Origin of the sequence: Brevibacterium sp. UBA7493, from assembly GCF_002479565.1 — a bacterium.
In the GTDB taxonomy this organism is placed as follows: Bacteria; Actinomycetota; Actinomycetes; order Actinomycetales; family Brevibacteriaceae; genus Brevibacterium; species Brevibacterium luteolum.
Genome location: NZ_DLOD01000003.1, coordinates 144713 through 171226 on the forward strand (window position 1 = coordinate 144713; position 26514 = coordinate 171226).

Annotated in this window: 29 protein-coding genes; 8 read left to right on the top strand and 21 right to left on the bottom strand. The window is 67.6% G+C overall.

The window, feature by feature from the left end:
- Positions 1–33 precede the first annotated feature (33 nt).
- From tatC to B4E96_RS02000, 4 genes are all read right to left on the bottom strand, one after another.
- A complete protein-coding gene (gene tatC, locus B4E96_RS01985; RefSeq protein ID WP_311200221.1) occupies positions 34–855 on the bottom strand; it encodes a twin-arginine translocase subunit TatC in 822 nt (273 codons plus the stop codon).
- 8 nt (positions 856–863) lie between these two features.
- Entirely contained in the window at positions 864–1154 is a 291-nt protein-coding gene (tatA, locus tag B4E96_RS01990; RefSeq protein ID WP_102160070.1) for a Sec-independent protein translocase subunit TatA, read from the bottom strand.
- 72 nt (positions 1155–1226) lie between these two features.
- Positions 1227–2213: a helix-turn-helix transcriptional regulator gene (locus tag B4E96_RS01995; RefSeq protein WP_259856952.1), complete on the bottom strand. Its 987-nt coding sequence runs from the start codon at positions 2211–2213 to the stop codon at positions 1227–1229.
- Positions 2194–3258, bottom strand: coding sequence for a helix-turn-helix transcriptional regulator (locus tag B4E96_RS02000; protein WP_259856950.1), 1065 nt, complete (start codon positions 3256–3258; stop codon positions 2194–2196). The genes B4E96_RS01995 and B4E96_RS02000 overlap by 20 nt, the downstream gene beginning before the upstream one ends.
- Positions 3259–3297: 39 nt before the next feature.
- Here B4E96_RS02000 and B4E96_RS02005 point away from each other — a divergent pair, with 39 nt between their 5' ends.
- Complete coding sequence (locus B4E96_RS02005; protein ID WP_286956229.1) at positions 3298–4446, top strand: DUF3866 family protein; 1149 nt, start codon at positions 3298–3300, stop codon at positions 4444–4446.
- A 33-nt stretch (positions 4447–4479) separates the two neighbouring features.
- Here the strand turns inward: B4E96_RS02005 and B4E96_RS02010 are convergent, their stop codons facing one another.
- From B4E96_RS02010 to dop, 7 genes are all read right to left on the bottom strand, one after another.
- Positions 4480–4854: an FKBP-type peptidyl-prolyl cis-trans isomerase gene (locus B4E96_RS02010; protein ID WP_259797223.1), complete on the bottom strand. Its 375-nt coding sequence runs from the start codon at positions 4852–4854 to the stop codon at positions 4480–4482.
- Between the two features lie 36 nt (positions 4855–4890).
- Complete coding sequence (locus B4E96_RS02015; RefSeq protein ID WP_259797221.1) at positions 4891–5856, bottom strand: FKBP-type peptidyl-prolyl cis-trans isomerase; 966 nt, start codon at positions 5854–5856, stop codon at positions 4891–4893.
- Between the two features lie 113 nt (positions 5857–5969).
- The gene (pafA, locus tag B4E96_RS02020) at positions 5970–7442 is read right to left on the bottom strand and encodes a Pup--protein ligase (protein ID WP_170274094.1); all 1473 of its coding nucleotides are present in this window, start codon (positions 7440–7442) and stop codon (positions 5970–5972) included.
- Positions 7439–8224, bottom strand: a complete 786-nt coding sequence (prcA, locus tag B4E96_RS02025; protein ID WP_165882948.1) for a proteasome subunit alpha — start codon at positions 8222–8224, stop codon at positions 7439–7441. The genes pafA and prcA overlap by 4 nt, the downstream gene beginning before the upstream one ends.
- Entirely contained in the window at positions 8221–9039 is an 819-nt protein-coding gene (gene prcB / locus B4E96_RS02030; protein ID WP_165882947.1) for a proteasome subunit beta, read from the bottom strand. The genes prcA and prcB overlap by 4 nt, the downstream gene beginning before the upstream one ends.
- Entirely contained in the window at positions 9036–9230 is a 195-nt protein-coding gene (locus B4E96_RS02035) for a ubiquitin-like protein Pup (RefSeq protein ID WP_102160085.1), read from the bottom strand. The genes prcB and B4E96_RS02035 overlap by 4 nt, the downstream gene beginning before the upstream one ends.
- Position 9231: 1 nt before the next feature.
- On the bottom strand, positions 9232–10791 hold the full coding sequence (gene dop / locus B4E96_RS02040; protein ID WP_286956230.1) for a depupylase/deamidase Dop: 1560 nt from the start codon (positions 10789–10791) through the stop codon (positions 9232–9234).
- Between the two features lie 43 nt (positions 10792–10834).
- On the opposite strand from dop, the gene B4E96_RS02045 reads away from it, so the two are divergent.
- Complete coding sequence (locus tag B4E96_RS02045) at positions 10835–11212, top strand: DUF3054 domain-containing protein (RefSeq protein WP_170274096.1); 378 nt, start codon at positions 10835–10837, stop codon at positions 11210–11212.
- A gap of 19 nt (positions 11213–11231) precedes the next feature.
- Here the strand turns inward: B4E96_RS02045 and arc are convergent, their stop codons facing one another.
- The 3 genes from arc to B4E96_RS02060 form a co-directional block, all read right to left on the bottom strand.
- Positions 11232–13034, bottom strand: coding sequence for a proteasome ATPase (arc, locus tag B4E96_RS02050; RefSeq protein ID WP_375545096.1), 1803 nt, complete (start codon positions 13032–13034; stop codon positions 11232–11234).
- Positions 12953–14014, bottom strand: a complete 1062-nt coding sequence (locus B4E96_RS02055) for a tRNA (adenine-N1)-methyltransferase (RefSeq protein ID WP_286956231.1) — start codon at positions 14012–14014, stop codon at positions 12953–12955. The genes arc and B4E96_RS02055 overlap by 82 nt, the downstream gene beginning before the upstream one ends.
- A gap of 82 nt (positions 14015–14096) precedes the next feature.
- The gene (locus B4E96_RS02060; protein WP_170274098.1) at positions 14097–15275 is read right to left on the bottom strand and encodes a site-2 protease family protein; all 1179 of its coding nucleotides are present in this window, start codon (positions 15273–15275) and stop codon (positions 14097–14099) included.
- Between the two features lie 97 nt (positions 15276–15372).
- On the opposite strand from B4E96_RS02060, the gene B4E96_RS02065 reads away from it, so the two are divergent.
- Positions 15373–16206, top strand: a complete 834-nt coding sequence (locus B4E96_RS02065; protein ID WP_102160095.1) for a RecB family exonuclease — start codon at positions 15373–15375, stop codon at positions 16204–16206.
- Between the two features lie 24 nt (positions 16207–16230).
- Here the strand turns inward: B4E96_RS02065 and B4E96_RS02070 are convergent, their stop codons facing one another.
- Positions 16231–16935 (bottom strand): HAD family hydrolase, encoded by a 705-nt coding sequence (locus B4E96_RS02070; protein ID WP_102160097.1) that lies wholly within the window; start codon positions 16933–16935, stop codon positions 16231–16233.
- Positions 16936–16958: 23 nt separating this feature from the next.
- On the opposite strand from B4E96_RS02070, the gene B4E96_RS02075 reads away from it, so the two are divergent.
- Positions 16959–17795: a PAC2 family protein gene (locus tag B4E96_RS02075; RefSeq protein WP_102160099.1), complete on the top strand. Its 837-nt coding sequence runs from the start codon at positions 16959–16961 to the stop codon at positions 17793–17795.
- A 61-nt stretch (positions 17796–17856) separates the two neighbouring features.
- On the opposite strand, the gene mshC is transcribed toward B4E96_RS02075, so the two are convergent.
- The 3 genes from mshC to B4E96_RS02090 form a co-directional block, all read right to left on the bottom strand.
- Positions 17857–19089, bottom strand: coding sequence for a cysteine--1-D-myo-inosityl 2-amino-2-deoxy-alpha-D-glucopyranoside ligase (gene mshC / locus B4E96_RS02080; protein WP_102160101.1), 1233 nt, complete (start codon positions 19087–19089; stop codon positions 17857–17859).
- 86 nt (positions 19090–19175) lie between these two features.
- A complete protein-coding gene (locus B4E96_RS02085; protein ID WP_170274099.1) occupies positions 19176–20072 on the bottom strand; it encodes an SCO1664 family protein in 897 nt (298 codons plus the stop codon).
- An 8-nt stretch (positions 20073–20080) separates the two neighbouring features.
- Positions 20081–20647, bottom strand: coding sequence for a DUF3090 domain-containing protein (locus B4E96_RS02090; protein WP_146004287.1), 567 nt, complete (start codon positions 20645–20647; stop codon positions 20081–20083).
- 84 nt (positions 20648–20731) lie between these two features.
- Between B4E96_RS02090 and B4E96_RS02095 the strand changes: the two genes are divergently transcribed.
- Entirely contained in the window at positions 20732–21082 is a 351-nt protein-coding gene (locus B4E96_RS02095; RefSeq protein WP_217004873.1) for a hypothetical protein, read from the top strand.
- Positions 21083–21141: 59 nt separating this feature from the next.
- On the opposite strand, the gene B4E96_RS02100 is transcribed toward B4E96_RS02095, so the two are convergent.
- Complete coding sequence (locus B4E96_RS02100; RefSeq protein WP_217004871.1) at positions 21142–22047, bottom strand: aldo/keto reductase; 906 nt, start codon at positions 22045–22047, stop codon at positions 21142–21144.
- A gap of 174 nt (positions 22048–22221) precedes the next feature.
- Here B4E96_RS02100 and B4E96_RS02105 point away from each other — a divergent pair, with 174 nt between their 5' ends.
- Complete coding sequence (locus tag B4E96_RS02105) at positions 22222–23049, top strand: undecaprenyl-diphosphate phosphatase (RefSeq protein WP_259855246.1); 828 nt, start codon at positions 22222–22224, stop codon at positions 23047–23049.
- 62 nt (positions 23050–23111) lie between these two features.
- Here B4E96_RS02105 and B4E96_RS02110 read toward each other — a convergent pair whose 3' ends face one another.
- Entirely contained in the window at positions 23112–23792 is a 681-nt protein-coding gene (locus B4E96_RS02110) for a histidine phosphatase family protein (RefSeq protein WP_102160109.1), read from the bottom strand.
- Positions 23793–23915: 123 nt separating this feature from the next.
- Here B4E96_RS02110 and B4E96_RS02115 point away from each other — a divergent pair, with 123 nt between their 5' ends.
- Positions 23916–24098 carry a DUF5703 family protein gene (locus B4E96_RS02115; protein ID WP_311197719.1) on the top strand — a complete coding sequence of 61 codons (183 nt, stop codon included), beginning with the start codon at positions 23916–23918 and terminating at the stop codon, positions 24096–24098.
- Positions 24095–25066 carry a DMT family transporter gene (locus B4E96_RS02120; RefSeq protein ID WP_259844463.1) on the top strand — a complete coding sequence of 324 codons (972 nt, stop codon included), beginning with the start codon at positions 24095–24097 and terminating at the stop codon, positions 25064–25066. The genes B4E96_RS02115 and B4E96_RS02120 overlap by 4 nt, the downstream gene beginning before the upstream one ends.
- A gap of 40 nt (positions 25067–25106) precedes the next feature.
- Here B4E96_RS02120 and B4E96_RS02125 read toward each other — a convergent pair whose 3' ends face one another.
- The gene (locus B4E96_RS02125; protein WP_286956234.1) at positions 25107–26417 is read right to left on the bottom strand and encodes a M20/M25/M40 family metallo-hydrolase; all 1311 of its coding nucleotides are present in this window, start codon (positions 26415–26417) and stop codon (positions 25107–25109) included.
- Positions 26418–26514: the final 97 nt, after the last annotated feature.

Below are 26514 nucleotides of genomic sequence, written 5' to 3' on the forward strand. Positions count from 1 at the left end.
CTCAGGACGGTGCCGGGCAGCCGGACGAGCAGCTCAGACCTCGTCGAGTTCCGCCGGGTCGACCCAGGTGCCCTCGGCGATCATCCGCTTCTTGCGTTTGCGGTCATTGAGCAGGCAGATGACCCAGGCAAGGAAGAACATCAGCATCATCGGGATGACGAGGAAGAACATCGACAGCGCATCCGGTGATGGGGTGGCGATCGCCGCGAAGGCGAAGACGAGCACGACGATCCACCGCCACGAGCGGCGGATCGTGTCAGCCGACAGGATCCCGACGAGGTTGAGCCCGACCATGAGCACCGGCAGCACGAAGGCGATGCCGAAGACGACGATGATGAGCATGACGAAGGAGAAGTAATCCTGCGCGGGCACGAAGTTCGACGCGCCCATCGGCGTGAACGTCATGAGTGCGCGCACCGCATTGGGCAGGGCGAAGAACGCCAGGGCTGCGCCTGCGAAGAACAGCGGGACGGCTGCGGCGAGGAAGCCGAGTGCGTAGAGCTTCTCCTTCTTCGTCAGCCCGGGCATGATGAACGCCCACAGCTGGTAGAGCCACAGCGGGGTGGTGAGGATGATGCCGAGGAACAGCGAGACCTTGATCTTGAGATCGAACGGGGAGGCGACGCCAGCGAAGTTCAGGGTCGCGTCACGGCCGTCCTGTTCGGCGACCTGCCGGATCGGGGTCTGCAGGATGTCGAGGACCGGGTCGTAGAGGATCCAGCCGACGATCCCGCCGATCAGCAGACCGATGAGGCAGATGATGACCCGATTGCGGAGCTCGAGGAGATGCCCGCCCAGGGACATCCGCTTCTCGGGGTTCTGACGTCGGGGCAGACGTCTGGGAAGTTTCGCCACCGACGGCCTCAGAGGCGGTCGTCGTGCCGCGGCTCACCTTCGGTGCGGGGTTCGCCGATGCGCTCCTCTGCAGTCCTCTCGGCCCGGTGGGAGCCACCGGTGTCGGCGCGGCGCTGCGCGTCAGTGATCTCCTTGGCCTCGTCATCGGCGCTGTCATCGTCGCGGAGGTCCTTGACCTCGGATTTGAACACCTTCATCGACTTGCCGAGGTTCTTGGCCACCATCGGCAGCTTGGCAGCACCGAAGATGACGATGATGACAAGCACGAGGATGAGAAAGTGAACAGGGGTCGGGCGCATGGAGTCTCCTTTGCAATGACTGCCTCAATTGTAGTCCTTCCGGCCGGGTGCTTCACACCGCCGGATTGTGCACTACCCGGCAGCGCGGTGCGGCGGCGAGCTGATCTCCTCGTACGCGGCCTCCGACTGCCGCAGCGCCTCATAGGCGGCATCGACCGGGTCGAGGGCGATGACATGCCTGCCGTGGGCGAGCAGCCAGCGCACCAGCCAAGCCTGGTCGTAGACCGGCAGGGTGATCGTCACCGTGCCTGGACCATGAGTGTCATACCGTGTCTGGACCGGCAAGTCCTCCACCAAGCGGGCACCGGTGCTCGTGAGCGACATCGTCACCGTGCCCGAGGCGCCGGCCGGCTGTGTGCGCGAGGTTCCCTCCGCCTCGGGGGCGGTGGCATCGGCAGGGTCTGCCGGAGACGCGTGCTCCTGGGCGGGCACCGGGCGGATGCGGCGGATGTTGTCGAGGGCGAAGCTGCGCAGCCCGCCGGCGGTGTGGCAGTGGGCTTCGAGGTACCAGCGGCCCGACAGCCTCAGCGTCAACGGGTCGACGACCCGTTCGGTGAGTTCATCGCGGCTGGGCACATAGTAGGACAGCTGCAGGTCGTCGCCGCTGGCCAGGGCGTCCTCGACGACGCGTTTGACCTGCGGGTCGACCGGTGGGAGCACGATGTCGAAGCGCTGCCCGGACTCCCCCAGGCTGGCTGCGGCTGCGAGCTTGTCCTTCGCGCTCTCCACCGCCTCGGCATCGGGCGGATCGAGGGCGAGGATCGTCTCGAGTGCCAGTGTCAGGGTGCCGGCTTCGGCGCGTGAGAGGCGCACCGGGACGGAGACCTCCTCGGCGTTGGAGACGTAGATGCGGTCGTCCTCCCAGCTGGCTTCGATGAGGTCATCGGGCATGTGCCCGGGCCGGCCGGAGACGAAGAGCAGCTCCAGGTCGTCGATGAGCTCCTCGCGAGTGCAGCCGAATGCCTCGGCCACCTCATGAAGCTCAGCACCCGGATTCGCCGTCAGGTACGGGACCAGGCCGAGCAGCCTGCTGAGCCGGTCAGGTGTCGTCTGCGCCATTGTCATCCTCCTCCCCTGCGCCGGCGGGCGAACCCGGGCCGGACTCACCGGAGACCATTCCGGTGAGTGCCGAGATCGTCGCCTGCACATGCACGCGGTGGGCTGCGGCGAGCTCGCGCGGGCTCATGACCCGCACGCTGGGGCCGAACTCGGCCAGTGTCGTCGCGCACAGCTCCTCGTCTTCGTACTCCAGGCTGAAGGTGTCCCAGCCGCGGGCGGTGGTGCCGGTGTGGGTGCCTTCGCGGCGCAGCGGTTCGGCCCGGCCCGGGGCGATCGCGATGACCGCCTGCCTGCGGGTGCCGGCCTCCGGGCCGGGGTCGAAGTGGGCGGCGGCGTCGAAGCCGGCTGGGATCTCGTAGTCCCCGGCAGTGCGCCTGGGGGCCTTGCGGATCCGGCCCATGATGCGTGAGAGCCGGAAGGTGCGCACTGCCTTCCGGTCGACATCGCGGCCCATGAGGTAGACGCGGTTGCCGCGGGTCAGCAGCGCATAGGGCTCCAGGGTGCGAGTGGCGGTCTCGCCGCTGGTCTTGCGGTAGGAGAAGCGCACCGGCAGGCGTTCGCTTGTGACGCTGATGGCGGTGGCGACATCCCCGGGCCAGAACTCCGGGGACGGGGTGACCGACGCCTCGGGGCCGGTGGCCGGCTGACTGAGCTCGGTGCCGAGGCCGGTGAGCTTGTAGCGGGCGCGTTCGGCCTGCCCGGCCGCCGGTGAGGAGCGCCACCAGTCGGCAGCGACCGACAGCGCAGCGGCTTCGGCAGGGGTGAAGTCGATGGCCGGCAGCTCGTAGTCCTCGTTGGTGATCCGGTAGCCGTAGACGGTGTCGGTCGAGCCGATGTCGGTCCAGTTCGTCGTCGAGATCTCGATCCCCAGCTCGCGCAGCGCGTCCTTGTCGCGGGAGAACATCCGGTCGAAGGCCTCGTCGCTCAGGTCGTGATAGCCGCTGATCTTGCGCCGCAGCGTGTCGCGATCGACCCAGCCGGAGGCGGCACGCAGGGCGATGAGCAGGTTGAGCAGCCGCTCGGTGGCCTGGCGTATCTGGTTCACGCTTCTAAGCTACTACGTTTGCCCGGTACGGTTAAGCACATGATCCATTGGCGTGAAGGAACCGTCTGCGAGGTCACCAAGACCTGGCCGGGCGTCCACCAGACCCGTGTCGAACTCACCGCACCGCTGCCCGGCCTCGAGGACGGCGACCAGGTCATCAGCGCAATCGCCTACACCGACATCGTTGGCACACCGGCGGCCGGTGACCGGGTGCTCGTCAACGTCTCGGCGCTGGCCCGCAGGCTGGGCACCGGCGGTTTCGGGCTCATCGTCGCCCTGCCGGAGAACCTGCCGGCCGATCCCCCGCCGCAGCCAGGCCACATGGTCAAGGACCGCTACACGCCGCTGCAGACGATGGTGCTTGGCGTCGACGACCAGGAATCCGAGCACCACACCACGATCCGCGACACCGCCTCGCTTTCCGGCCTGCCGGTCATCGTCGCCGATCTGCACTCGGCGCTGCCAGCGATCCTCGCCGGCATCCAGGCCACCGCGCCCGAGGCGCGGGTCGCCTATGTCATGACCGACGGGGCTGCCCTGCCGCTGTCGTTCTCCCGCTCGGTCGCTGAGCTGCGTGAGCGCGGCTGGCTGGCTGCCACGATCTCAGTCGGGCAGGCCTACGGCGGGGACTATGAGGCGGTGACGATCCATTCGGCGCTGCTGGCCGCCGCCGAGGTGGCCCGCGCCGATGTCGTCATCGTCTCCCAGGGCCCGGGCAACCTCGGCACCGGCACCCCGTACGGGTTCACCGGCATGATGGTCGCCGATCATCTCAATGCCGCAGCGTTCCTCGGCGGGCTGCCGATCGCCGTGGCGCGCATGTCGAATGCGGACGCCCGCGGCCGCCACTACGGCATCTCCCATCACACACTCACCGCTGTCGGAATGGCGGCCAACCCCGGCTGCCTCGTCCCGCTGCCGGATCTCACACAGCTGAGCGACGAGGAGGTGACGGCGGCGATCGGCGCTGATGGTGCCGATCCGCGTGCGGTCATCGACACGGTCGATTCCCAGCTGCCCGAGCTTGCTCGCCATGACATCGAGTGGGTCGACCCGCGGGGTCTGCTGGGTGAATTGCAGCAGGTGCCCGTGCGGCTGTCGACGATGGGACGGGGTCTGTCTGAGGACCCGCTGTCCTTCATCGCCGCTGCTGCGGCGGGCACCTGTGCAGCTGGGCGGCTGGCCTGAGCCCAGGCCAGCCGCTGAGGCTGGTTCAGCGGTTCAGCTGACGCCTTCGAGGTCGCACACGAAGATGAGGCTCTCGTTCGGAGCGATCGCCCCGGGGACCCCCGAGGGGCCGTAGGCCATGTGCGGCGGAATGCGCAGGGTGCGGCGTCCGCCGACCTTCATGCCCTGCACTCCTTCGTCCCAGCCCCGGATGACCATGCCGACGCCGAGCTTGAACTGCAGCGGCTGGCCGCGGTCCCAGGACGCGTCGAACTGCTCACCGGTGGAATGGGCCACCCCGACGTAGTGGACGGACACGGTATCGCCGGCCTTCGCCTCTGGGCCCTCACCGACGATGTCGTCGATGATCTCGAGCTGACTCGGCGGGTTCTCACCGGGGAAGTCGACTTCGGGTTTCGTCTTGGCCATGATTCCTCTTCTCGTAGATCGGTTGCAGTTCTCGGATCACTTGCCGCCGGTGGCGGACAGGATGTCGACGACGAAGATGAGCGTGGCGTTGCCGGGGATGCTCGGCGGCGAGCCCTGCTCGCCGTAGCCCTTGTCCGGGGGCACGATGACGAGCAGCTGCGAGCCGACCTTCTGGCCGGCCACGGCCTCGTCCCAGCCCTTGATGACCTCACCGGCACCGACGTTGAAGGAGAACGGCTCGCCGCGGTCCCAGCTGGAGTCGAAGGTCTTCGTCACATCGTCGTACAGCCAGCCTGAGTAATGGGCCTGGACGGTCTGGCCCTCTTCGACGACCGGTCCGTCGCCTTCGATCGTCGGCTCGACGACGAGCTCCTTGGGCGCGTCGCCCTCAGGGGCTTCGACACTGGGCTTGCCGGTGTCGTCGCGGGTGACCTTCGGCAGGCCAGCCGGCAGCTCCTTCTCGGTGCCCTCGGCCTTCTCCAGCGGCTCGGGCAGCTTCTCGGCGTTGACGATGTCGATGACGTAGACGAGCGTCTCCGGATCATCGCCGGACTTCGCTGCCCCGTTGAGGCTCATGAGCACCCGAGATCCGACCGGCACGTCGATGACGGCGTCGTAGAGCGCTTCGTTGATCTGGGCCTTGTCAACGGGGAAGCCGGAGGGCTGCTTGGTGTCGTAGCCGGATTCGACGATCTCACCGGAGTTGCCCGACACGAGCGTCATGTTCGCTGTCACCTGCTGGCCCTCTTCGACCTTGGGCCCGTCGCCTTCGGAGACGACGGTGCTCTCCGGCTTCTCGATGACCAGCGGGGCCTCGAAGGAGACCTCCGGCTTCTGGTCGGGTTCGCCGGTGACCTCGACGTCGTCAAGCGAGGTGGACTTCGCATTCGACGCGTCGACGGTCGGGTTCTCAGCCGGATTGCCTTCGGCGCTGTCGTCGGCACCGCAGCCGGTGAGCAGCAGCGCTGAAACGGCAAGCGCGCCGATGAGGGTTCTTCGCACGGGCATTCCTCTCAGGTCGGAGTGATCTCCACAAACGTACAGAATCTTACTGGCATGGCACTGTGCGTCACACCCACACAGGCTTGATGCTCTCTGATGACCGGCAGGGGCGGTCAGACGTCGAACGAGGCAGGCTGGCCGTCGAGTCCGGCGATGAGCTTCTCGGCCTGTTCGTGCTCAGCGGAGAACGGGTCCTTGAGCACGATCGCCCGCTGCAGCTGGTCGTTGAGCCGCAGGTGCACCCAGTCGACCGTGTAGTCCTTGCCCGCACCCTGGGCTCCGGAGACGAACCGGCCGCGCAGGTGCGCCCGCGTGGTCGCCGGTGGATGGTGGCGTGCCTGCTCGACGGCTTCAGGAGTGACGGCGCGGGCGGCTGCGCCCTTGTCCTCGAACTGCTTGAAGATCGAGGTCTGCGGGGTCAGGTCGTGGTAGGCGAAGTCGAGCCGGGCGATGCGCGGATCAGACAGTTCGATGTCCCCGCGGGCGACGTAACGGTCGAAGAGCTGGCGCTTGATGACCCAGTCGATCTCGCCTGCCACGGGTGCGAAGTCACCGGTGTCCACGGCGGTGAGCATGCGCTGCCACCGGTCGATGACACGCTCGGCGGTCGCATCGTCGCCGAGGCTGTGGTCGCCCTTGGCGACGAGCTTCTGTGCCCGGCGCAGGTAGATGCCGAGCAGCTCCAGGGTCGTCATCGTCTGCCCTGAGGCGAGTCCGAGTTCGGTGCGGCCGGTCAGGTCGCGGGCCACCCGGCGGATGTCGCGGATCGGATTGCGCAGGCTCAGGTCCTCGATCGGCACCCCGGTCTCGATGAGGTCGAGGACGAGGGCCGCGGAGCCAACCTTGAGCTCGGTCGTCGTCTGCGACATCGACGAGTCGCCGACGATGACGTGCAGGCGCCGGTACTTCTCGGCATCGGCATGGGGTTCGTCACGGGCGTTGATGATCGGCCGCGACCGCGTTGTAGCCGATGACACGCCCTCCCACATGACGTCGGAGCGGGCGGAGAGCCCGAACTGCAGCTGTCCGGGGTTCAGCTGCGGGGTGCGGGCCGGGGCGTGGGGGTTCGCGCGGTTCGAATCGGCTGGCTTGAGCTCGGTCGTCACCTTCGCCGGGATGATCGCTCCGGCGCCGACGAGCAGCTGGCGGGTGACGAGGAAGGGCAGCAGCACGCTGGTGAGATGGGAGAAGTCCATCGAGCGGCGGATGAGGAAGTTCTCGTGGCTGCCGTAGGAGTTGCCTGCGGAGTCGACGTTGTTCTTCACCAGGTGGGCGCGGCCGTCGATCCCGTCGGCAGCCAGCGCCTCCTGCGCCTGTGCCAGCAGCTCGACCATGATCTGGTCGCCGGCGGCGTCCTGGGCGAGCAGATCGGGCAGCCGGTCGCATTCGGCCGTCGCGTATTCCGGGTGCGAGCCGACGTCGAGGTACAGCCTCGCGCCGTTGGGCAGGAACACGTTCGACGACCGGCCCCATTCGACGACCGGGCGGAACAGGTACCGGGCGATCTCCTCGGGCCCGACCCGCCGGGACTGCCCCTGCGTGTATGCCAGCCCGTACTCGGTTTCGAGTCCGAAGATCCGCTTCACTGGCCCTCGTCCTCCCGGGTTTGGGTGTCCGTGCCCGAGGCGGTGGTCGCCTCGCCGCTCCCGGTTGCCTCGCTGCCGGTCGCCTCGCCGGTGGCCGGGGCTGCGAGCAGGGCGCGCAGATCATCAGGCTGCAGGCGGCGGAACGTGCGGTGCGAGGACGCGGAGCGTTCGAGCACGGCGGCTTCGAGATCGTCGAGGTCGACGTCCTCGTCGCGTCCGGTGCCCAGCACCGTGTGGCCGATGGCGAGCACCTCGGCCAGCGGTTTGCCGGCAGTGCGCAGCCCGGACAGCCGCTTGCCGATCTCCTCGGCCTGCCCGCCGATGGCGACATGCTCGTTCTCATCGGCGACCGATCCGTCATAGGACAGGCGGAAGAGCCGGTCGCTGGAGGGATGCTCGCCGATCTCGGCGACAACGAGCTCGACCTCGAAGGGCTTCGACTCGGTGGTGAAGACACTCGCCAGGGTCTGGGCGTAGGCGTTCGTCAGCCCCCGGGCGGTGACATCGGCGCGGTCGTAGGAGAAGCCGCGCAGATCGGCGTAGCGCACGCCTGCCTGCCGCAGCGTCTCGAACTCGTTGTACTTCCCAACAGCGGCGAAGGCGATCCGGTCGTAGATCTCGGCGATCTTGTGCAGGGTCGCCGACGGGTTCTCGGCCAGCAGCAGGATCCCGTCGTCGTAGCGCAGCACGACGACCGAGCGGCCGCGGGCGATGCCCTTGCGGGCGAACTCCGCCCGGTCCTTCATCAGCTGTTCGGGAGAGACATAGAACGGTGCGCTCACGGGCGGTCTCCTTCTGCACGGGAGGCGACGACCGCAGTGGCGTACTGCAGCACCTCGGATTCGGGGATCCGGCGCACGCCGTCGGCGTCGACGACGCGCACGACCGGGGCGACCTGGCGGACGAAGTCCGGTCCGCCGGTGGCCGAGTCGTCATCAGCGGCATCGATGAGCGCCTCGACAGCGACCCGCACTCCCCCGGCCTCGGACAGGCCAGGCGACCACAGCTTCTTGAGCGCACCGCGGGCGAACCCGGAACCGGAGCCGATCGAGTGGAAGTTCACTTCCTCGTATTTGCCGCCGGTGACGTCGAAGCTGAAGATCCGTCCGGAGTCCCGGCCGGGTTCGACGCCGGCGAACAGGGGCACGACCGCCAGGCCCTGCATCGCAAGCCCGAGTCCGGCGCGCAGCATCGAGGCCAGCCGGTTGGCCTTGCCCTCCAGGGACAGCGGGGTGCCCTCGATCTTCTCGTAGTGCTCGAGTTCGAGCTGGAAGAGGCGGATGAGCTCGAGCGCCAGGCCGGCGGTGCCGGCGATGCCGATGACCGAGGCGGAGTCGGCGGCGTGGACCTTTTCGATGATGTGGCTGGCGATGAGGTTGCCGACTGTGGCCCGCCGATCACCGGCCATGAGCACACCGTGGGCGGTCTTGAACGCGATGATCGTCGTACCGTCTGGCACACCGGCCCGCTCACCGGAGCCGGCGACGAGCTGCTCAGGTGAGATGTGCGGCAGCACATCGGGGGCGACGGTGCGGGCGAAGTCGGTGAACGAGTTCGTCGTCGCTGACAGGAAGGCGGGATCGAAGCCGGTGTTCACTGGCCGCCCTTCTGCACGAAGTTGCGGACGAACTCCTCGGCGTTCGTCTCCAGCACCGAGTCGATGTCGTCGAGGATCGAGTCGACGGCCTCGGTGCTGATCTGGGTCTGCGCCTGCGGGGCGACCGGTGCCTCCTCCGGCGGTTCGGCACCGTCCTTGCGATTGTGGCGGATCTGCTCCTGGCCGCTCATCTCACACCTCATTCCTGTCGCGGTGGACTCGGGGACTGCTGTCCTCAAGTGTAGTGATGCCCAATGATTTCAACAGCTCATCGACGCTGCCGGCTGACTCGACGATCTCGCCGACGAGCTCCTTGGTGCCCTTGAGCGGGTACTTCATCGGCACCCGGACCAGCCGTTCGCCGCCGGTGGTGAAGACGAGGGAGTCCCAGCTGGCGGAGATGAGGGAGTCGGTGAACTTCTCTACCACGCGGCCGCGCAGGTAGGCGCGCGTGTCCTCCGGCGGGTTCTCCACGGCGTGGGCGACCTGCTCATCGGTGGTGAACCGCCGGATCCGCCCGGCTGCCTCGAGCTTGTAGAACAGGCCCTTGGCCGGGCGCACGTCGTGGTACTGCACGTCGATGAGGGCGAGCTTCGGGTGGTTCCACGGCAGCGATTCGCGTTCCTGATAGCGGGTCAGCAGCTGCAGTTTGGCGACCCAGTCGATCTCGGCGGCAAGCCGCATCGGGTCCTCGGCCAGCTCGGTGAGGAATCTATCCCACATCTCGACCACCTCGGCAGTGTCCTTATCTGCTGAGGCGCCCACCGCCTCGGCGGCGGCCTGCCAGTACAGCCGCTGGATCTCAATGGCGGTCATATGCGATCCGTCGGCCAGCTCCAGCGGGGCGGACAGGCTCAGGTCATGGGACACCTGCTGCAGGGCTGCGACCGGGTCGGCGAGTTCGATGCGCGGGCACCGGCCAGACTCGATGAGACCGAGGACGAGCGAGGTCGAACCGAAGCGCACAAGGGTGGCCGGCTCGGCCATGGTCGCATCGCCGATGATGACGTGCAGGCGCCGGTAGAGCAGCGGATCGGCGTGCGGTTCGTCGCGGGTGTTGACGATCGGCCGGCGCAGCGTCGTCTCGAGCCCGATCTCGGCTTCGAAGAAGTCCGCCCGCGAGGAGATCTGATAGCCCGGCTCCTCCCCCGAGGCACCGATCCCGACCCGGCCGGCTCCGCAGAGGATCTGCCGGGTGGTGAAGAACGGGATGAGGCAGGCGGCCAGCTCATCGAAGTCGACATTCCGGTCGACGAGGTAGTTCTCGTGCGCGCCGTAGCTTGCGCCCTTGGAGTCGGTGTTGTTCTTGTACAGATTGACCGGCTCCTCGCCACCGGCCAGCGCCTCGACCGAGCGCAGCGCCACGACATCCCCGGCCCGGTCCCACAGCATCACATCGCGCGGGGTCAGCGTCTCCGGTGAGGAGTACTCGGGGTGGGCGTGGTCGACGTAGTAGCGGGCGCCGTTCTCCAGCACCACGTTGGCCAGGTACTGGGCGTCCGGCTGCGCCTGCGGCAGGTGGGTCAGCTGCGAGATGTGGGCCTGGGCTTCGTTCATGATGAAGCCGCGGGCGTCAGCCAGCGGCGATTCGGTGTCGAAGTCCCAGAAGCTCTGAGAGGACTTCAGGCCCCGCGGACCTGCGTAGGCGTCGATGACGCGGGCGGAATCGCGCATCGGGTTGGCGTGCGGGCGACCGGGCTGAGAGATCCCGAACTCGGTCTCCGCTCCCATGACCCGTGTGACACTCAGCATGTCCTCCTCCTGTCTGCCGCCGGCGCGGACGTAGAATCGTTGCGTGGCTGCAAAGAAATCATCTCACCTGTTCATCGCCATCGTCGTCGACGCGTGCCTGGTCGCGCTGTTCACGGTCGTCGGCCACTACACGCACCACCAGTCGCTGGTGCCCGAGCAGATCCTTGGCACCGCCTGGCCGTTCCTCGCCGGGCTCGTCATCGCCTGGCTGCTCAACGCCGTCTGGGCCGCCCCGCTCGCGCCGCTGCGCACCGGCACCGGCCTGTGGGCGACGACCGTGCTGCTCGGTCTTGTGATCCGGGCGCTGACTGGCGAGGGCACCGAGGGCCCGTTCATCGTCGTGGCCGCCAGCCTCAACCTCGTCACCCTCGTTGGCTGGCGGGTCATCGCCACCGCCGTAGCCGGACGCTCGGCGCGCTGAGCTGACGGGCAGCCCCGGCTCACAGCAGGTCCGGGTCCGGGGTCGCGGTCTCCGGTTCGCCCACCGTGCCCGGGGCGGCGCGCACCTCGGCGTCGAGCTGCCGGTCGCGTTCGGCTCGCGCATCGGCCTCAGCAGCCTGTGAGCGCTGCTGGCCGAGCATCCGCAGGTGGGTGACGCGCTCGCCCTTGCGTCCGGAGATCCGGGACCATTCGTCCGGGTTCGAGGTGTTGGGCAGGTCCTCGTGTTCGGAGAACTCCTCGACGATCGCCTGTTCAAGGTGCTCCCAGCTGATGCCGCGCTGCCCGTCGGCCAGCAGCGCCTTGATCGCATGCTTCTTCGCCCGGTCGACGATGTTGGAGATCATCGCCCCGGAGGCGAAGTCGGAGTAGTACAGCACTTCGGTGCTGCCGTCAGCGTAGGTGACCTCGACGAACTCGTTCTCCTCGCTGTGGGCGTACATCCGCTCCACACACCGCCAGATGAGCGCCTCGACGGCCTGCACGCGTGAGCCCTCGTCAGCGTCGAGCACCGTCTCGTGCAGCGGAAGCTCCGGCACGAGGTACTTCGAAAAGATCTCGGCAGCACCAGAGCGGTCCGGGCGCTGGATGCGGATCTTGACGTCGAGCCGGCCTGGGCGCAGGATCGCTGGGTCGATGAGGTCCTCGCGGTTCGAGGCACCGATGACGATGACGTTCTCTAGCTGCTCGACACCGTCGATCTCGGCCAGCAGCTGCGGGACGATCGTCGTCTCGACATCGGACGACTTGCCGGTGCCGCGAGTGCGGAACAGCGACTCCATCTCATCGAAGAACACAACGACCGGTGAACCGGCTGTCGCCTTCTCCCGTGCCCGGGCGAAGATGAGCCGCAGCTGGCGTTCGGTCTCGCCGACGTACTTGTCGAGCAGCTCAGGGCCCTTGATGTTGAGGAAGTACGAACGCGTCGTCGCATCTCCGCGGCGCTGAGCCAGGGAGTGGGCAACGGCCTTGGCGATGAGCGTCTTGCCGCAGCCGGGCGGACCGTAGAGCAGGATGCCCTTGGGCGGCTTGAGGCCGTGCTCGGTGTAGAGTTCCGGATGCTCGAAGGGCATTTCGACAGCATCCTGGATCATGTCGATCTGGGCTTCCAGACCGCCGATGTCGTTGTACGAGATGTCCGGGACGGCCTCGAGCAGCAGCGAGGACACCTCGGGCTTGGCGATCTTCTCGTAAGCGAACCGGGTGCGGGTGTCGACGAGCACGGCGTCACCGGGACGCACGCCCTCCTCCTGCAGCACAGCTGAGAGAATGTAGACCTGCTCGTCGTCTCCGGGGGTGCCGATGAGGATCCGGTCATCGCTCATCACCTCGCGGACGGTGACGACATCGCCGACCCGGTTGTAGTCACAGGCTTCGAGCGCGACGAGCCCTTCGGACAGGCGCACCTGGATGCCCGGGCGCAGCTCAGCGGTGTCGAGCTCTGTCGAGATCGCCACGCGCATCCGGCGCCCGGAGACGTGGACGTCGAGTTCGGGGACGCCTTCAGCGTCGGTGACGACTTCCAGGACGGTGCCGAAGGAGTTCGGCGGATCGGACATCCGCTCGGCTTCGGTGCGGATCCGGGCGAGTTCGTCGCGTGCCTGGCGCAGTGTCTTCGCCAGAGCCTCGTTGCGCTTCGAGGCGTTGAACAGCTGCTGGCGCAGCTGGGCTGAGTCCTTGCGCAGCTTGGCAAGATCCGCGGTGGGATCCGGGGTGGTGGGGCTCACTGGTCCTCCTTCGCGGTGGGGTCGTCGTTGGCGGCTGCCGCCGTCTCTTCGGCGGCGTCCTCGGCCTTCTGCCGGGATCCGACCTCGCGCTTGAGGCGGCGCATCTTCTTGCCGGTTGCGTACCGGTGGCCGATGGTCTCGTCGGTGAACTCTCCGCCTTCCCAGTGGGCGCGGTCCTCAGCACTGGGTTCGGAGCCCTGCGGGCGCTTCTTGCGCTCGAGCGGGTCGACGCCGGGAGCGAGCCGGCGGGCGAAGAGCAGGAACCCGGTGTGGCCGATCATCCGGTGGACTGGGCGCACCGCCAGTCCTTCGAGGTGCCAGTCGCGGATCATCGACTCCATCGCGTGCGGTTCGGTGTACATGCGGGTGGCGCGGATCGCCTCGGCGGTGCGCGAGAGCTGGGTGGCGGTGGCGACGTAGATGGTCAGCACTCCCCCGGGAATGAGGGCCTCGGTGACGGCCGACAGGCATTCCCATGGGGCGAGCATGTCGAGGACGACCCGGTCGACTTCGCCGGGTCCGAAGGCTTTCGGCAGCTCCTGGGCGAGATCGCCGGTGGTGCACGACCATGCCGGGTGCTCCCCGCCGAAGAAGTCAGCGATGTTGCCGGCGGCGATCTCTGCGAAGTCCGGACGCATTTCGAAGGAGTGGACGCGGCCCCGGTCGCCGACCGCGCGCAGCAGCGACAGGGTCAGGGCACCGGAGCCGACACCGGCTTCGACGACGACTGCGCCGGGGAAGATGTCGCCGAGCGTGGTGATGAGCGCGGCGTCCTTCGGGTAGATGACGGCCGCTCCGCGCGGCATCGACAGCACGAAGTCCTCCAGCAGCGGGCGCAGCGCCTGGTAGGCGGTGCCGCTGGAGTTGCGCACGACGACGCCCTCGGGCTGGCCGATGAGCTGGGCGTGGTCGAGCGTGCCGGTGTGGGCGTGGGTGGTGCCGTCTGGAGTCAGCACGATCGTCTGCAGTCGACCCTTCGGGTCGGTCAGCTGGACCTTGTCGCCGATCCGGAAGGGGCCGCGCCGCACGGGCGCGCCGGAAGCCTGCTGTGCATTCATATGCTCTCCACTCTAGTCCCTGGCCCGACCGCCTGGTCAGGTCTCTCACTGCGTGAACGCAGGCGTCGCGGTGGCTGGCAGCTCAGTCGGCGAGGAGTTCGTCGAAGAACTCCTGTAAGTCGATGACACCGGTGAGGGTCGAGCCGCGCATCACCATGCAGTACGCGGCCTTCGGCCGGTGGGTCAGCGATTCGAGCAGGTGCGGGGCCGTGATGTCTTCCGGTACGCCGATCCACCCGCCGAAGGGCCGGGCGAAATCGGCGATCATCTCAGTGCGCTGCGCCCCGATCGGCACCTGCGAAGCGGCGTGGCGATCGAGGAACGCATACGGCAGCCCGCGCTCGTTGAGCACGACGATGATCACTGAGGGGCCCTTGCCCAGCGAGTCGGCGAAGCCGAGGGTCTGCTCGATGGTCGAATCGTGGGTGGCGGCGATCGCCGGCTGGATGACGGAGCGCAGATCGTAGGTCTCCATGCGGCGGGCGCGTTTGGCTTGGGTGACGGCGTCGCTGGCGGAGAACCACAGCATGAACGCGATCGCCGACATCCACAGCACGGTGATGAGGTCGGGGCGCTCACCGCGCAGCAGCGGGGTGACGACAGCCCAGAAGACGAATCCGGTGGCGATGATCCGCCCGATCCAGGCGGCGATGACGGTGCCGAGGTACTGGCTGCTGGTGCCGCGCCAGATGAGCGCCTGGATCGCCCAGCCGCCGTCGAGCGGGATGCCCGGCAGCAGGTTGATGATGCCCAGTGCCGCATTGGCGAACGTGACGGCGATGAGCAGCAGCCACGCCACCGATGACTGTTCGAAGGCGCCCATGGCCAGCCAGCCGAGACCGGCGAGGACGAGGTTGATGACCGGGCCGACGACGGAGATGATGAAGCTCGTCGAGGCCGCTCGCTTCGGATCCTCTTCGATCTTGGGTTCGAACCGGGTGAAGCCGCCCCAGATGTTCAGCTCGATCGCAGCGACCTTCTGCCCGACAGCAGCTCCTGCGATGGCGTGGGCGAGTTCGTGGAGGAAGACGGAAGCGAAGAGGAACACCGCGTAGGCGAATGCGACGATCCAGGCGAGGATCCCGAGGTCGGGCCGGACGCTGGAGACCCATGGGGCGAAGAGCACCGTGATGATGACTGCGGCGATGAACCAGGACCAGGCGAGGACGACGGGAGCGCCGAAGACCCGGCCGATGATGAGCCCGTTCGACGCCCCGGTGCGTTTGGCCGGGGGGTTTGGCTTCGTGCTCGCCTCAGTCATGTCCACCATCCTAAAGGGGATGCCCTGCTGACTTTGAGCGCCCATGCCGAGGACAGACCGGTCAGTGATGTCAGCGGTGGCCGGTAGGGTTTCGGGTATGGCCAAACTCGTCGCGCTCTCTCCGTCCCGGGCCAATGACTTCGTCCAGTGCCCGCTGAAGTTCCGCTTCCGCACGGTCGACAAGATTCCCGAGCCGCTGTCACCGGTCGCCTTCCGCGGCACCCTCGTCCACGCGGTGCTCGAACGCCTCTTCGACGCGGTCGCTCCCGAACGGACGTGGGAGAAGACGATTGAGCTGCTTCCCATCGAGCTGAACCGGCTGACTGACGAGGACGGGCGCGTCGCTGAGCTCTTCCCCGATGAGGAGGATCGCCGCCGGCTGCTCAACGAGTCAGCCGAGCTGTGCCGGTCGTACTTCGCGTTGGAGATCCCGCAGATGCTCGAACCGGATCGGCGTGAGGAGTTCGTGCAGGTGCCGCTCGAAGGCGGTCCGGTGCTACGCGGGTTCATCGACCGCGTCGATGCCGCCCCGGGCGGGGCGGTGCGGCTCGTCGACTACAAGACCGGCAAGCAGCCCAAACCGCAGTACGGCCGTGAGGCTGATTTCCAGATGCGCTTCTATGCCCTCATGCACTACCTGGCAGAGGGCCAGCTTGTGCACACCCTCAAGCTGCTCTACCTCGGTTCGCGCAGCTCGATCGACATGCAGCCGACGATGGGTGACATCGAGCGCACCGAGTTCGAAGTTCGCGGCATCTGGAATGAGATCACCGATGCCGCTCAGACCGGGCGCTGGCGTCCGCGGCGTTCCCCGCTGTGCAACTGGTGCTCGTTCAAGCCGATGTGCCCGGCATGGGGCAATACACCTCCAGAGGCTCCGGCGATCACCGAGATCGCCGGTGCCGACCTGCTCTCAGGCACCACCGACTGAGCCAGGCTGCAGGATCCTGCAGCCTCAGTGGCCGTCGTCGGACTGCTGGGCGTCAGCGACGCCGGGCCCGTGCGGGACGGCTTCGCCGATGAGACCGTCGAGCGACTGGGCGCTCATCCCCTCCAGGGTCGGCACGAGCCGCCGGCCAGGCTGTTCGGGAATCGGCACCAGATGCGGCACCCCGAAGGCGATGGTGCCTGCGGACTCGGCACTCGTGAGTCCTGGGACGGAGTCCTCGAACGCCACACACGCCTCAGGTGCCACGCCGAGGTGTGCGGCGCCGATGAGATACGGCGCCGGATCCGGTTTGCCGGCCGGCACCTCGTCGCCGGTGACCAAGGCTGCGAACGCACCCTCCGGGCAGGCGGCGGCGACGGCCTCGGCGAGCCGCCGATACGACATCGTCACCAGCGCGCACGGCACATTGTTGGCCTGCAGGTCTGCCAGCAGCTCACGGGCTCCGGGCCGGAACGGCACATGCTCGCCGATGAGCTCGATGACCCGGTCGAGGAGCAGTTCGACGATCTCCTCAGCCGGCAGCGTCAGGCCGTGGGCGATGAGGATGTGGGCAGAGGTCAGCAGCTCGTTGCCGACCATGAGCATGCCCTTCTCCTCGTCCCAGTCGAGGCCGTGGGCGTGCATGAGCTCCGTTTCGGCGGTGATCCAGTACGGTTCGGTGTCGACGAGAGTGCCGTCCATGTCCCACAGGACTGCCGAGTAATGTCGCATGCCTCCTAGCGTAGTCTGTGCCCATGGACTTTCTGCCTCCCTCCGATCGCTGGCTGCGGATCATCGCCGTCGAAGGTATGGATGACGCAGGTCAGAGCGCCGTTGACGCCGCGCACCACCTCGTCGAGGCGTGGGATCTGCGCCCGGCTGAGGACCTGCTGACCGATGGCTACTACGACTACACGCTGGTGCGCCCGCGGCTGCGCCGCTCCGGTATGAGCGCTGAAGTCGAATGGCCGTGCATCGAGACCTATACCGGGACGGTGCCGGGCACGCCGATCAACGTCATCGTCATGATCGGACCGGAACCGACCTTCTACTGGGCTGATGCCTTCGAGGTGCTGCTCGACGGCGCGCGTTCCGGCGACCGGGTGGTGCTCATCAGCGGTGCCGCCGCGGCGGTCTCCCACCGCCGGCCGCTGCCGGTGGCGGTCACGAGCGAGCAGTCCGACATCGTCTCCGCCTACGACGGCGTCGAATCGGCCTACGGTGAAGGAACCGCTGGCCTGCTGGAGATCTTCGCCGTCATGCTCGCCGAGCAGCGCATCCCGGCGGTCACCCTGACGGTGTCCGTGCCCGGATATGTCGCCGGCACCACCTCGCCGAAGGCGATCCTGTCGCTGCTCGGTGCTTTTGAGGACCTGACCGGGTTCGTCGTCCCCCAGCACGATCTCGTCGAGGATGCCCGCGCCTGGGAGTTCGGTGTCGAGGAGTTCGTCGAGGCCAACCCCGACCTGCAGGATCACGTCGAGCACCTCGAATCGGTCGCTGAGACCTCCGAGCTGCCCGAAGCCAAGGGCGAGGCGATCGCCCGCGAGTTCGAGCGCTACCTGCAGCACCGGCGCCGCGACGGAAGCTGAGACGGCACCGGCCCGGCACCATCAGGTGCAGGGCCGGTCGTCAGTTCCGAGGCAGAAGCCCTCAGAGCTTGATGCCAAGGAGCGCGTCGATGGCCTCGACGATCTCCTCGGTGTCGGCCCGTGAGCCCTCGCTGCTCGTCGTGGCAGCCCACCGGTCGAGGGTCGACAGGGCTGAGGGCGTGTCGAGGTCGTCGCTGAGGTCGTGGCGCACATCGTCGATGACGTCAGCGGCGCTGACCGTCGAGCCGAGTTCGGCGGCCTTGCGCCACGTGGCCAGGCGCTGCTGGGCCTGCTCGAGCACCTCGTCGGAGTAGCTCCAGTCGCAGCGGTAGTGGTGGGCCAGCAGGGTCAGCCGCACGGCCATCGGGTCGACACCGGATTCGCGCAGCTTGGAGACGAAGACGAGGTTGCCGCGGGACTTGCTCATCTTCTCGCCCTCGTAGCCGACCATGCCGGTGTGCATGAACACCTGCGCGAACGGCTCACCGGTCAGCGCGGTCGCATGGGCTGCGCACATCTCGTGGTGCGGGAAGATGAGGTCTGAGCCGCCGCCCTGGATGGTGAGCGGGAAGCCGAGGTACTCATTGGCGATGGCCGCGCATTCGATGTGCCAGCCGGGTCGGCCGGGACCGAGCTCGCCGCCGTCCCAGGACGGTTCGCCTTCGCGTTCGGCGCGCCACAGCAGCGCATCGAGCGGGTCCTCCTTGCCGGGTGTGTCCGGGTCTCCTCCGCGTTCGCCGAACAGCCGCATCATCGTCTCGCGGTCGTAGTGCGATTCCGAGCCAAAGGCCGGTTTGATCGCGGCGTTGACACGGTAGTACACGTCGCCGTTGTCGAGCCGGTAGGCGTAGCCGTTGTGCAGCAGCTCGGTCACGGCTGAGACGACGAGGTCGATGCTCTCGACGGCGCCGATGTAGTGGTCGGGGGCGATGACGCGCAGCGCTTCCATGTCGCCGCGGAACCGCTCGATCTCACCGTCGGCCAGATCCCGCCAGTCGACGCCGGTGGCGTCGGCCCGCTCGAGCAGCGGGTCGTCGATGTCGGTGATGTTCTGGACGTAGGACACCTCCACACCGGCATCGCGCCACACTCGCTGCAGCACGTCGAAGGCCACATAGGTGGCGGCGTGACCGAGGTGTGTCGAGTCGTAGGGGGTGATCCCGCAGACGTAGAGTCGCGCGACCTTCTCCTTGCCTGGCGCCTGTACGGGTCCCTGCTCTGCAGTGCAGTAGACGTCGGGGCCGCGGCCGGAGCTGGAGAGCCTGGGAACATCAGGAGATTGCCATGGTTTCACGCTCCCAGCATACGAGTGAGTAATCAGCGACCTCAACACGGCCGAAATCCCGGCCCGCGGGAACGGGAGGCGTCAGCGTGCCCAGGTCACAGCGGAGGCCACGGAATCGGCGTCCGGGTCGCCGGTGGCAGCGGGAACGCCCCGAGATCAACCAGGCCGGCAGCACGTGCAGCGGTGGCGTCTGCCTCGGCATCGGTGAGCCAGTTCCCGAGGCGGTGGTGGAGTTCGGTGCTCTCAGCAACCTCGGCCAGCAGCCGGGCTTCGGCTGGGGTGAACGGTTCGCCGCAGAAGCCCCACAGCACCGTGCGCAGCTTCGGTTCGGCGTGGAAGGTCAGGCCGTGGTCGATGCCGAACACACCGGGGGCGGTGCCGTCGAAGCGGTAGTGGCCGCTGAGGATGTGCGAGGCCTTGCGGTCGGCGTTGTTGACGATGAGGTCGAATAGCGCGATCTGCCGCAGCGCCGGTGCCAGGGCGTGGGCGACGATGAGGTCCTCTCCGTCTTCGGACATGGCCGCGAAGATCGCAGCCCAGCCCTCAGGCACCTCGTCGGGTTCGAAGATGTCGACGAGCGCATCACCGGGGCTGAGTGTCTCGACATAGGCCTGCACCGAGCCCGGCCCGGCCGGCATGTCGGTGCGCATGACCGTCGGCGGGGCGACCGGCAGGCCGATGGCCTGCCCGAGTTCGAAGCAGGCGACCTCCCGGCCGGCCAGGGACTGGTGCGGGAAGTCGTGCAACGGCCGCTCCCCCGCGGCGGGCTTGTACACTGCGCGCAGCACCGTGTCACCGGCTGACACGGTGATGAGCCGGGTGTCGTTCGACGCATGCGGGATGCGCCCGAGCTGGTGGACCTCGCCGGCGGCGAGCACCTCGACGATGCTGGCGGTGTCGTCAGCCTCGGACAGGTGCGTCGGAGTGTCGATGCGGACGGAGATCTCCGGCCAGTCGGGACTGGAGTCGCTGTGCCCGCTGCGGGTGGTCATATCCGGCATCAGCGCGCGATTCCGTTGGCGCGCGGGCACATGTGGCCAGCCGGGTCGAGCGGCAGCGCGCAGAAGGGGCAGTCCGAGCGTCCGGCATTGACGACCTGATCGGCGCGGCGGGCGAACTCGCGGGCCTGGCCGGCGGTCAGCGTCACCTTGAGTGAGCGGCGCTCCTGGGAGTCGTCATCCGGGTCGCCGCTCGTGCCGGACTCGGCATCCTGCTGGGTGAGTTCGAAGCATTCGACGATGAGCAGCCCGGCCTGGGTGTCCCAGCCCAGGCTCATCGTGCCGACGATGAACTCGGCGTCGACCGGCATCGCCAGCCCGGCGTTGTCGATGAGCTCCTCGAGAGGGCCGACGGGGATCGGCACGGTGCTGGCCCCCTTGGCCCGGACCATGTCGAGCAGTTCGTCCATCCGCTCTCCGAGCATCTCGACCTGCTCCTTCTCCAGCGTCACCGAGGTGACGACCCCCTCGGAGGCAGCCTGGAGGAAGAAGGTGCGCTCACCCGGCAGGCCGACGGTCCCGGCGATGAACCGGTCGGGTGACGGGTGTTCGAAGATCGGGACGGCCATAGTCCTTACCCTATGACATTCGATTCCCCTCGTCATCGGCTCGAACTGGTGACGCGGCCAGCAGAAGGGGGGTACATTGGAGGCATGAGCCTTGAACCCGATGTGGCCCTGGAAGAGTTCCTTTCGGCAATCCGCGAGCACTACGCTGCAGCGGCCCACCGTTCCTCCGATGAGGACCCGCGAGTCGAAGCCACCTACATGGCCTTGGCCGAGGCTTTCGACATCTACGAGGACGCCCTCTATCGCGCATTCGAGGAGGTCACGCCCTTTGAGCTCTTCGATGATCAGGAAGATGCCAAGGCCGACCTCGGCGACGATGACGATGACGACGACTTCGATGATGATTTCGACGATGACGACGATGACTACGACGAAGACGATGATGATGACGACTTCGACGACGATTACGACGATGAGGTCACCGTCAAGCAGTGAGCGCTGAGCGCTGCTGCCCCACCCTCACCTGAACAGCGCCTGTTGCCGTGCCCGAGGTGTCAGCTGGGTTCGGAGATCTGGTCGAGGACCTGGAGGATCTCCGGCTGCAGTTCGGCATCGCTGTTGAGCAGCTGCGTGAGCTGATCGGTCGTACGCGGGCTGATGAGGCTGCAGGCCGGCGCCTGTGAGCGCATCCAGGCCAGCGCGACATCGACCGGGGCGATCTCCAGGCTCGAAGCGGCCTTGCTCACGCCGGCCACGATCCGCTGCGCATCATCGCTCAGATACCCCTGCATATAGCCATCCCGGTGGACGGCTGCCCGCGAATCCGCCGGAACGGCCCTGGCGTACTGGCCTGAGAGCACGCCGCGGCCGAGCGCGGCACCGGCGACCATCCCGATGCCCAGATAGTCAGCGGCCGGGGCGACATCGGTCTCTGCCGAGCGCTCGAGCAGCGAATGCTCGTTGAACGCAGCGACCACCGGGATGCCGGCGCCGGCGACAGCGGCCAGCTGCCAGCCGGAATGATAAGCGCAGGCGACATAGCCGATGTCCCCGGCGCTCAGCAGCGTCTCGAGTGCTGAGGCGGTCTCCTCCAGCGGCGTGGTCACGTCGAAGCCGTCGAGGACGAGGACCTCGATGTGGTCCCGGTGCATCCGCTGTAGGAGCTCGCGGGTCTGTCTGAGCACCTGTTGCCGGGACAGGCTGAGGACCGGTTCATCACCGCGCTGGGCGACGCCGACACGGGCGCACACAGTGACTTCGGGGCTGACTGTCAGCTTCCCGAGCAGATCGGCCGCCGGCGAGGCGAACGACGGCAGCTCAAGAGTCGTGCCTCCGGCCTCACTGTAGGAATCGAGGAGCTGCTGAGCGGTCTCCGCCTCAACCCTGCTACCCCAGTCGAAGGTGCCGAGTCCGAGCTCGGAGAGCTCCAGACCTGATGTTCCGACGCGGTGAACGTGCATAGTCCTTGAGGTTACCTGATCAGTGGGTCTACCCTGATGTGGGTCTGCCCGCCGGTGCGTCGTCGCCGCCATGTGACGAATCCCCCGAGCTGACCCCAACCCCGCCGCCAGATCCCCGGCGCGGGAGTCTGCCCACACCGCCGCTGGCGGGTGCCTACAGCTAGGAGTAAGTGCATGGATTGGCTCATCGCCGCGATCCTCGGAGTCGTGCAGGGACTCACGGAGTTCCTGCCGATCTCCTCATCAGCACATCTGCGGATCGTCGGCGAGTTCCTGCTGCCGGGTGAGGACCCGGGAGCGTTCTTCACCGCCATCGTGCAGATTGGCACCGAGACCGCGGTGCTCGTGTACTTCTGGAAGGACATCACCAGCATTATCGTCGCCTGGTGCAAAGCGCTTGTGGGACGCGGTCCCAAGGACGACCCGAAGGTCCGGCTCGGCTGGCTCATCATCCTCGGCTCGATCCCGATCGCTGTGCTCGGCTTGCTGTTCGAAAGCCAGATCGAGACTGTGCTGCGCAGCCTGTGGATCACCGCGACGATGCTCATCGTCTTCGGCATCATCCTCGGCGTGGCCGACAAGTACGGTTCGCGCACCTATGAGCTCAAGGACATGACCTGGGGTCAGGGCATCCTCTACGGCCTCGCGCAGGCGATGGCCCTCATCCCCGGTGTCTCGCGCTCCGGCGGCACGATCATCGCCGGCCGCCTCATGGGCTTCAAGCGCGAAGCCGCTGCCCGCTACTCGTTCCTGCTCGCCGTCCCGGCCGTCATGGCCTCGGGCTTCTACGGCCTGTTCAAGAGCATCGGCGAGCCGATGGTGCTCGGCTGGGGCCCGACCGCGCTGGCGACACTCGTGAGCTTCGTCGTCGGCTACGTCGTCATCGTCGGGTTCCTCAAGTTCATCTCCACCCGCTCGTTCGCCGTCTTCGTGTGGTACCGCGTCATCATCGGCCTGGTCATCTACGCACTGCTGGGTGCCGGAGTCATCTCCGCGATCTGACCGGCCCGCCGCTCCCCTGGCCCGCCGCTCCCCTGGCCCGCCGCTCCCCTGACCGGGAGCGGTCATCGGCCGCCGCCGAGGTCGGGGGCGGCTTGGCGTCCGCCGGCGGTGACCGACATGGCGGTCACGACCGGATGCCCGGTGGCCGGGTAGGAGATGACGCTGAAGGATCCCGGGGCCACCGCGATGCGCTGGAAGCGGTCGAGCGGGCTGCCGAGGGCATCGGCGAGGATCGCTTTGATGATGTCACCGTGGCTGACGATGATCCCGACGCTGTCCTCCTGGGTCTTCTCATCCTCGCCACTGGCCACGGTGCGCTGCCGCAGCTCGGCGACCAGCGCCTCGGCTGCGGCGATCCCCCGAGAGGCCGCCGCCTGCAGCGACTCCCCGCCGGGGAAGACCATCGTCGAGGGGCTTTCGGCCACCCGCGCCCACTCAGGGTGCTCCTTGAGCGAGGTGAGCGGCTGGCCGCTCCACTGCCCGTAGTCGACTTCGGCCAGGCCCGGGTCCTCGCGTGTCTGGCCGACGGTGATGATGCCGAGCAGCTCTTCGGTCGTCTGCACACACCGCATGAGCGGTGAGTGCCGCAGCGCGGTGATCGTGGCGAACGGCAGGATGCCGGCCAGACTGCGGATCTGGGCACGGCCGGCCTCGGTGAGCGCGACCCCGGGTGTGCGGCCGGCCAGCAGGCCGGCGGCGTTGGCATCGCTCTCCCCATGCCGGATGAGAACCAGATGGACCATACGCCTCAGGATAGTGCACGCCGGCCACGCCGTGTCCGCCTTGCGAGCCGCCCGGGAATCGGGCTGGCCTGGTGATAATCTCATCGGAGCGAAGGAGGGAATGTGAAGCGACGTCGTACACCTGTGGAGTACGAGTTCCGGACCGTGAGCCTGCATCGGGAGATGACCCGATCCGAAGCCGCCCGCCTGCTGACCGAGGAAGCCGAATACGGCCGCTGGGAGCTGGCGCGCACCCGGATCGGGATGGGCGGGTCGAAGACCGTGTGGCTGCGTCGCCGCATCATCCGCATCAAGCACTCCGCATGACGGCCACCGCTTCCCGCGGGCCGGCGCTGCTGTCAGCCGCGGCGATGATCGCCGCCGGCATCGCGATGTCCATCCAGGGCACCACCAACGGCCACCTCGCCGCCGCCCTCGGCCACGGCCTGTATTCCGCGTTCATCTCCTTCACCGGCGGCTTCGTCGTCCTGTGCCTCGCCATTCCGTTCGCCCCCGCCGCCCGACGTGGACTCGGACGCGCCTGGCAGCTCGTGCGCCGCCGCGAGTTCCCGTGGTGGATGTTCACCGGCGGCATCGGCGGCGCCTCTGTCGTCATCGCCCAGTCGCTGACGGTCCCGCTGTTCGGCGTGGCGACATTCATCATGTCGTTCGTGTGCGGTCAGCTGCTCGGCGGGATCATCGTCGACAACACCCACCTGAGCCCAGGCGGACGCAGGGCACCGAGCGTCCCCCGCGTCGCCGGCGTCATCATCGTCCTCCTCGGCGTCGTCGTGTCCTCCTCCGGGGCACTGTCGCACGGCGTTCCCCTGTGGGCGCCGCTGCTGCCGCTGACCTCCGGTGCGCTCACGGCATTCCAGCAGGCCTTCAACGGCAACCTCAACACCGCCTCCCGCTCGGCATTCGCAGCGACGTTCACGAACTTCCTCGTCGGTTCGCTGTTCCTCTTCGCCGCAGCTGTCCTCGTGCGCCTGTCCGGCGTGCCGATCAGCGGGTTCCCGCAGCTGCCGGGTCAGTGGTGGATGCTCATCGGCGGTGTGCTCGGCGTCATGTACATCGGCTTCTCCACCGTGGCCGTCGGCCGGCTGGGGGTGCTGCTCATCAGCCTGCTGGCGCTGTTCGGCAATCTGCTCGGCTCACTCGTCAGCGACCTGCTCTTCCCCGTCGGGGCTGCGCCGATCGGCCCGCAGACGTTCATCGCGATCGGGCTTGTGCTCCTCGGCGTCGTCGTCGCCTCCATCCAGCGCCGTCAGCGCTGGCTGGAGGACGACGACTGACACCGCGACAGCTGCCGCAGTGAGAACAGGTGCGGATGGCTCAGGCGTCCATGAGGAACCGGCCGAGCACCCTGGCACCGAATTCCAGAGCTGAGACCGGCACCCGCTCGTCGACACCGTGGAACATCGCCGGGAAGTCGAGATCCGGGGTCAGGCGCAGCGGTGCGAAGCCGTAGCCGGTGATCCCCAGCAGCGAGAGCGCCTTGTTGTCGGTGCCGCCTGAGAGCGTGTACGGCAGCACTGTGGCATCCGGGTCCTCCTCCTGCAGGGAGGCGACCATCGTGTCGACGAGCCGTCCGCCGAAGGGCGATTCGAGCGCGGTGGCCACGATCTCCTCTTCGATGTCGACACCCTCGCCGGCGAGCTCCTTGAGCTTGAGCTTGAGGTCCTCGTACTGACCGGGCAGGTGCCGGCAGTCGATGTAGGCCGAGGCGGTCGAGGGGATGACGTTGTGCTTATACCCGGCTTCGAGCATCGACGGGTTCGAGGTGTTGGCGAACGTCGCGCCGACGAACTTGGCCACCGAGCCGAGCTCGTCGAGCAGCTCGCCGTAGGTCTCTGCACTGAAGGGGATCCCGGTGAGCTCGGACACGCCGACGAGGAGGTCGCGGGTGGCCTGCGGCATCTGCTCAGGCCACTCGTACGCGCCGATCCGCGCGACCGCCTCGGCGAGCTTGGTGACCGGGTTGTCGCGGTTGATCTGCGAGCCGTGCCCGGCCGTGCCGCGGGCGATGAGCTTGAGCCAGGCGATGCCCTTCTCCGCAGTCTGGACGAGATACACGCGCTGGCCGCGGATATCGACGGAGTAACCGCCGACCTCGGAGATCGCCTCGGTGGCGCCGTCGAACACCTCGGGATGGTTCTTGGCCATCCACTGCGAACCGTAGAGCCCGCCTGCCTCCTCATCAGCGAAGAAGACGATGATGAGATCGCGGAGCGGGCGCAGATTCTCGCGCATCATCGTACGCACGACCGCGATGATCATCGCGTCCATGTCCTTCATGTCAACGGCTCCACGACCCCAGACGAGACCGTCGCGGATCTCCCCGGCGAACGGGTCGACAGACCATTCGGAGGCATCGGCGGGAACCACATCGGTGTGACCGTGCACGACGAGCGCCGGCGCCTCGGGATCGGTGCCCGGCACCCGGGTCACCAGCGTCGCGCGGCCGGGAGCGGACTCGTAGATTTGGGACTCCAGGCCGACCTCGGCGAACCAGGCGGCGATCTGGTCAGCGACCGGACGCTCGGGATTGCACTTGTTGTTGCCCCAGTTCTGCGTGTCGATGCGGATGAGCTCCTGGCACAGGCGGGTGACCTCTGCCTCGGCGCTGGCGAACTGATGACTCATCGGCACTCTCCATTCTCACTCGCGGCGGTGCGGCCGGGCCGGCCTGAGCCGAGCGTACACCGGAAGCGCAAGCATGTTCGCGAGCGTTCGTCATCCG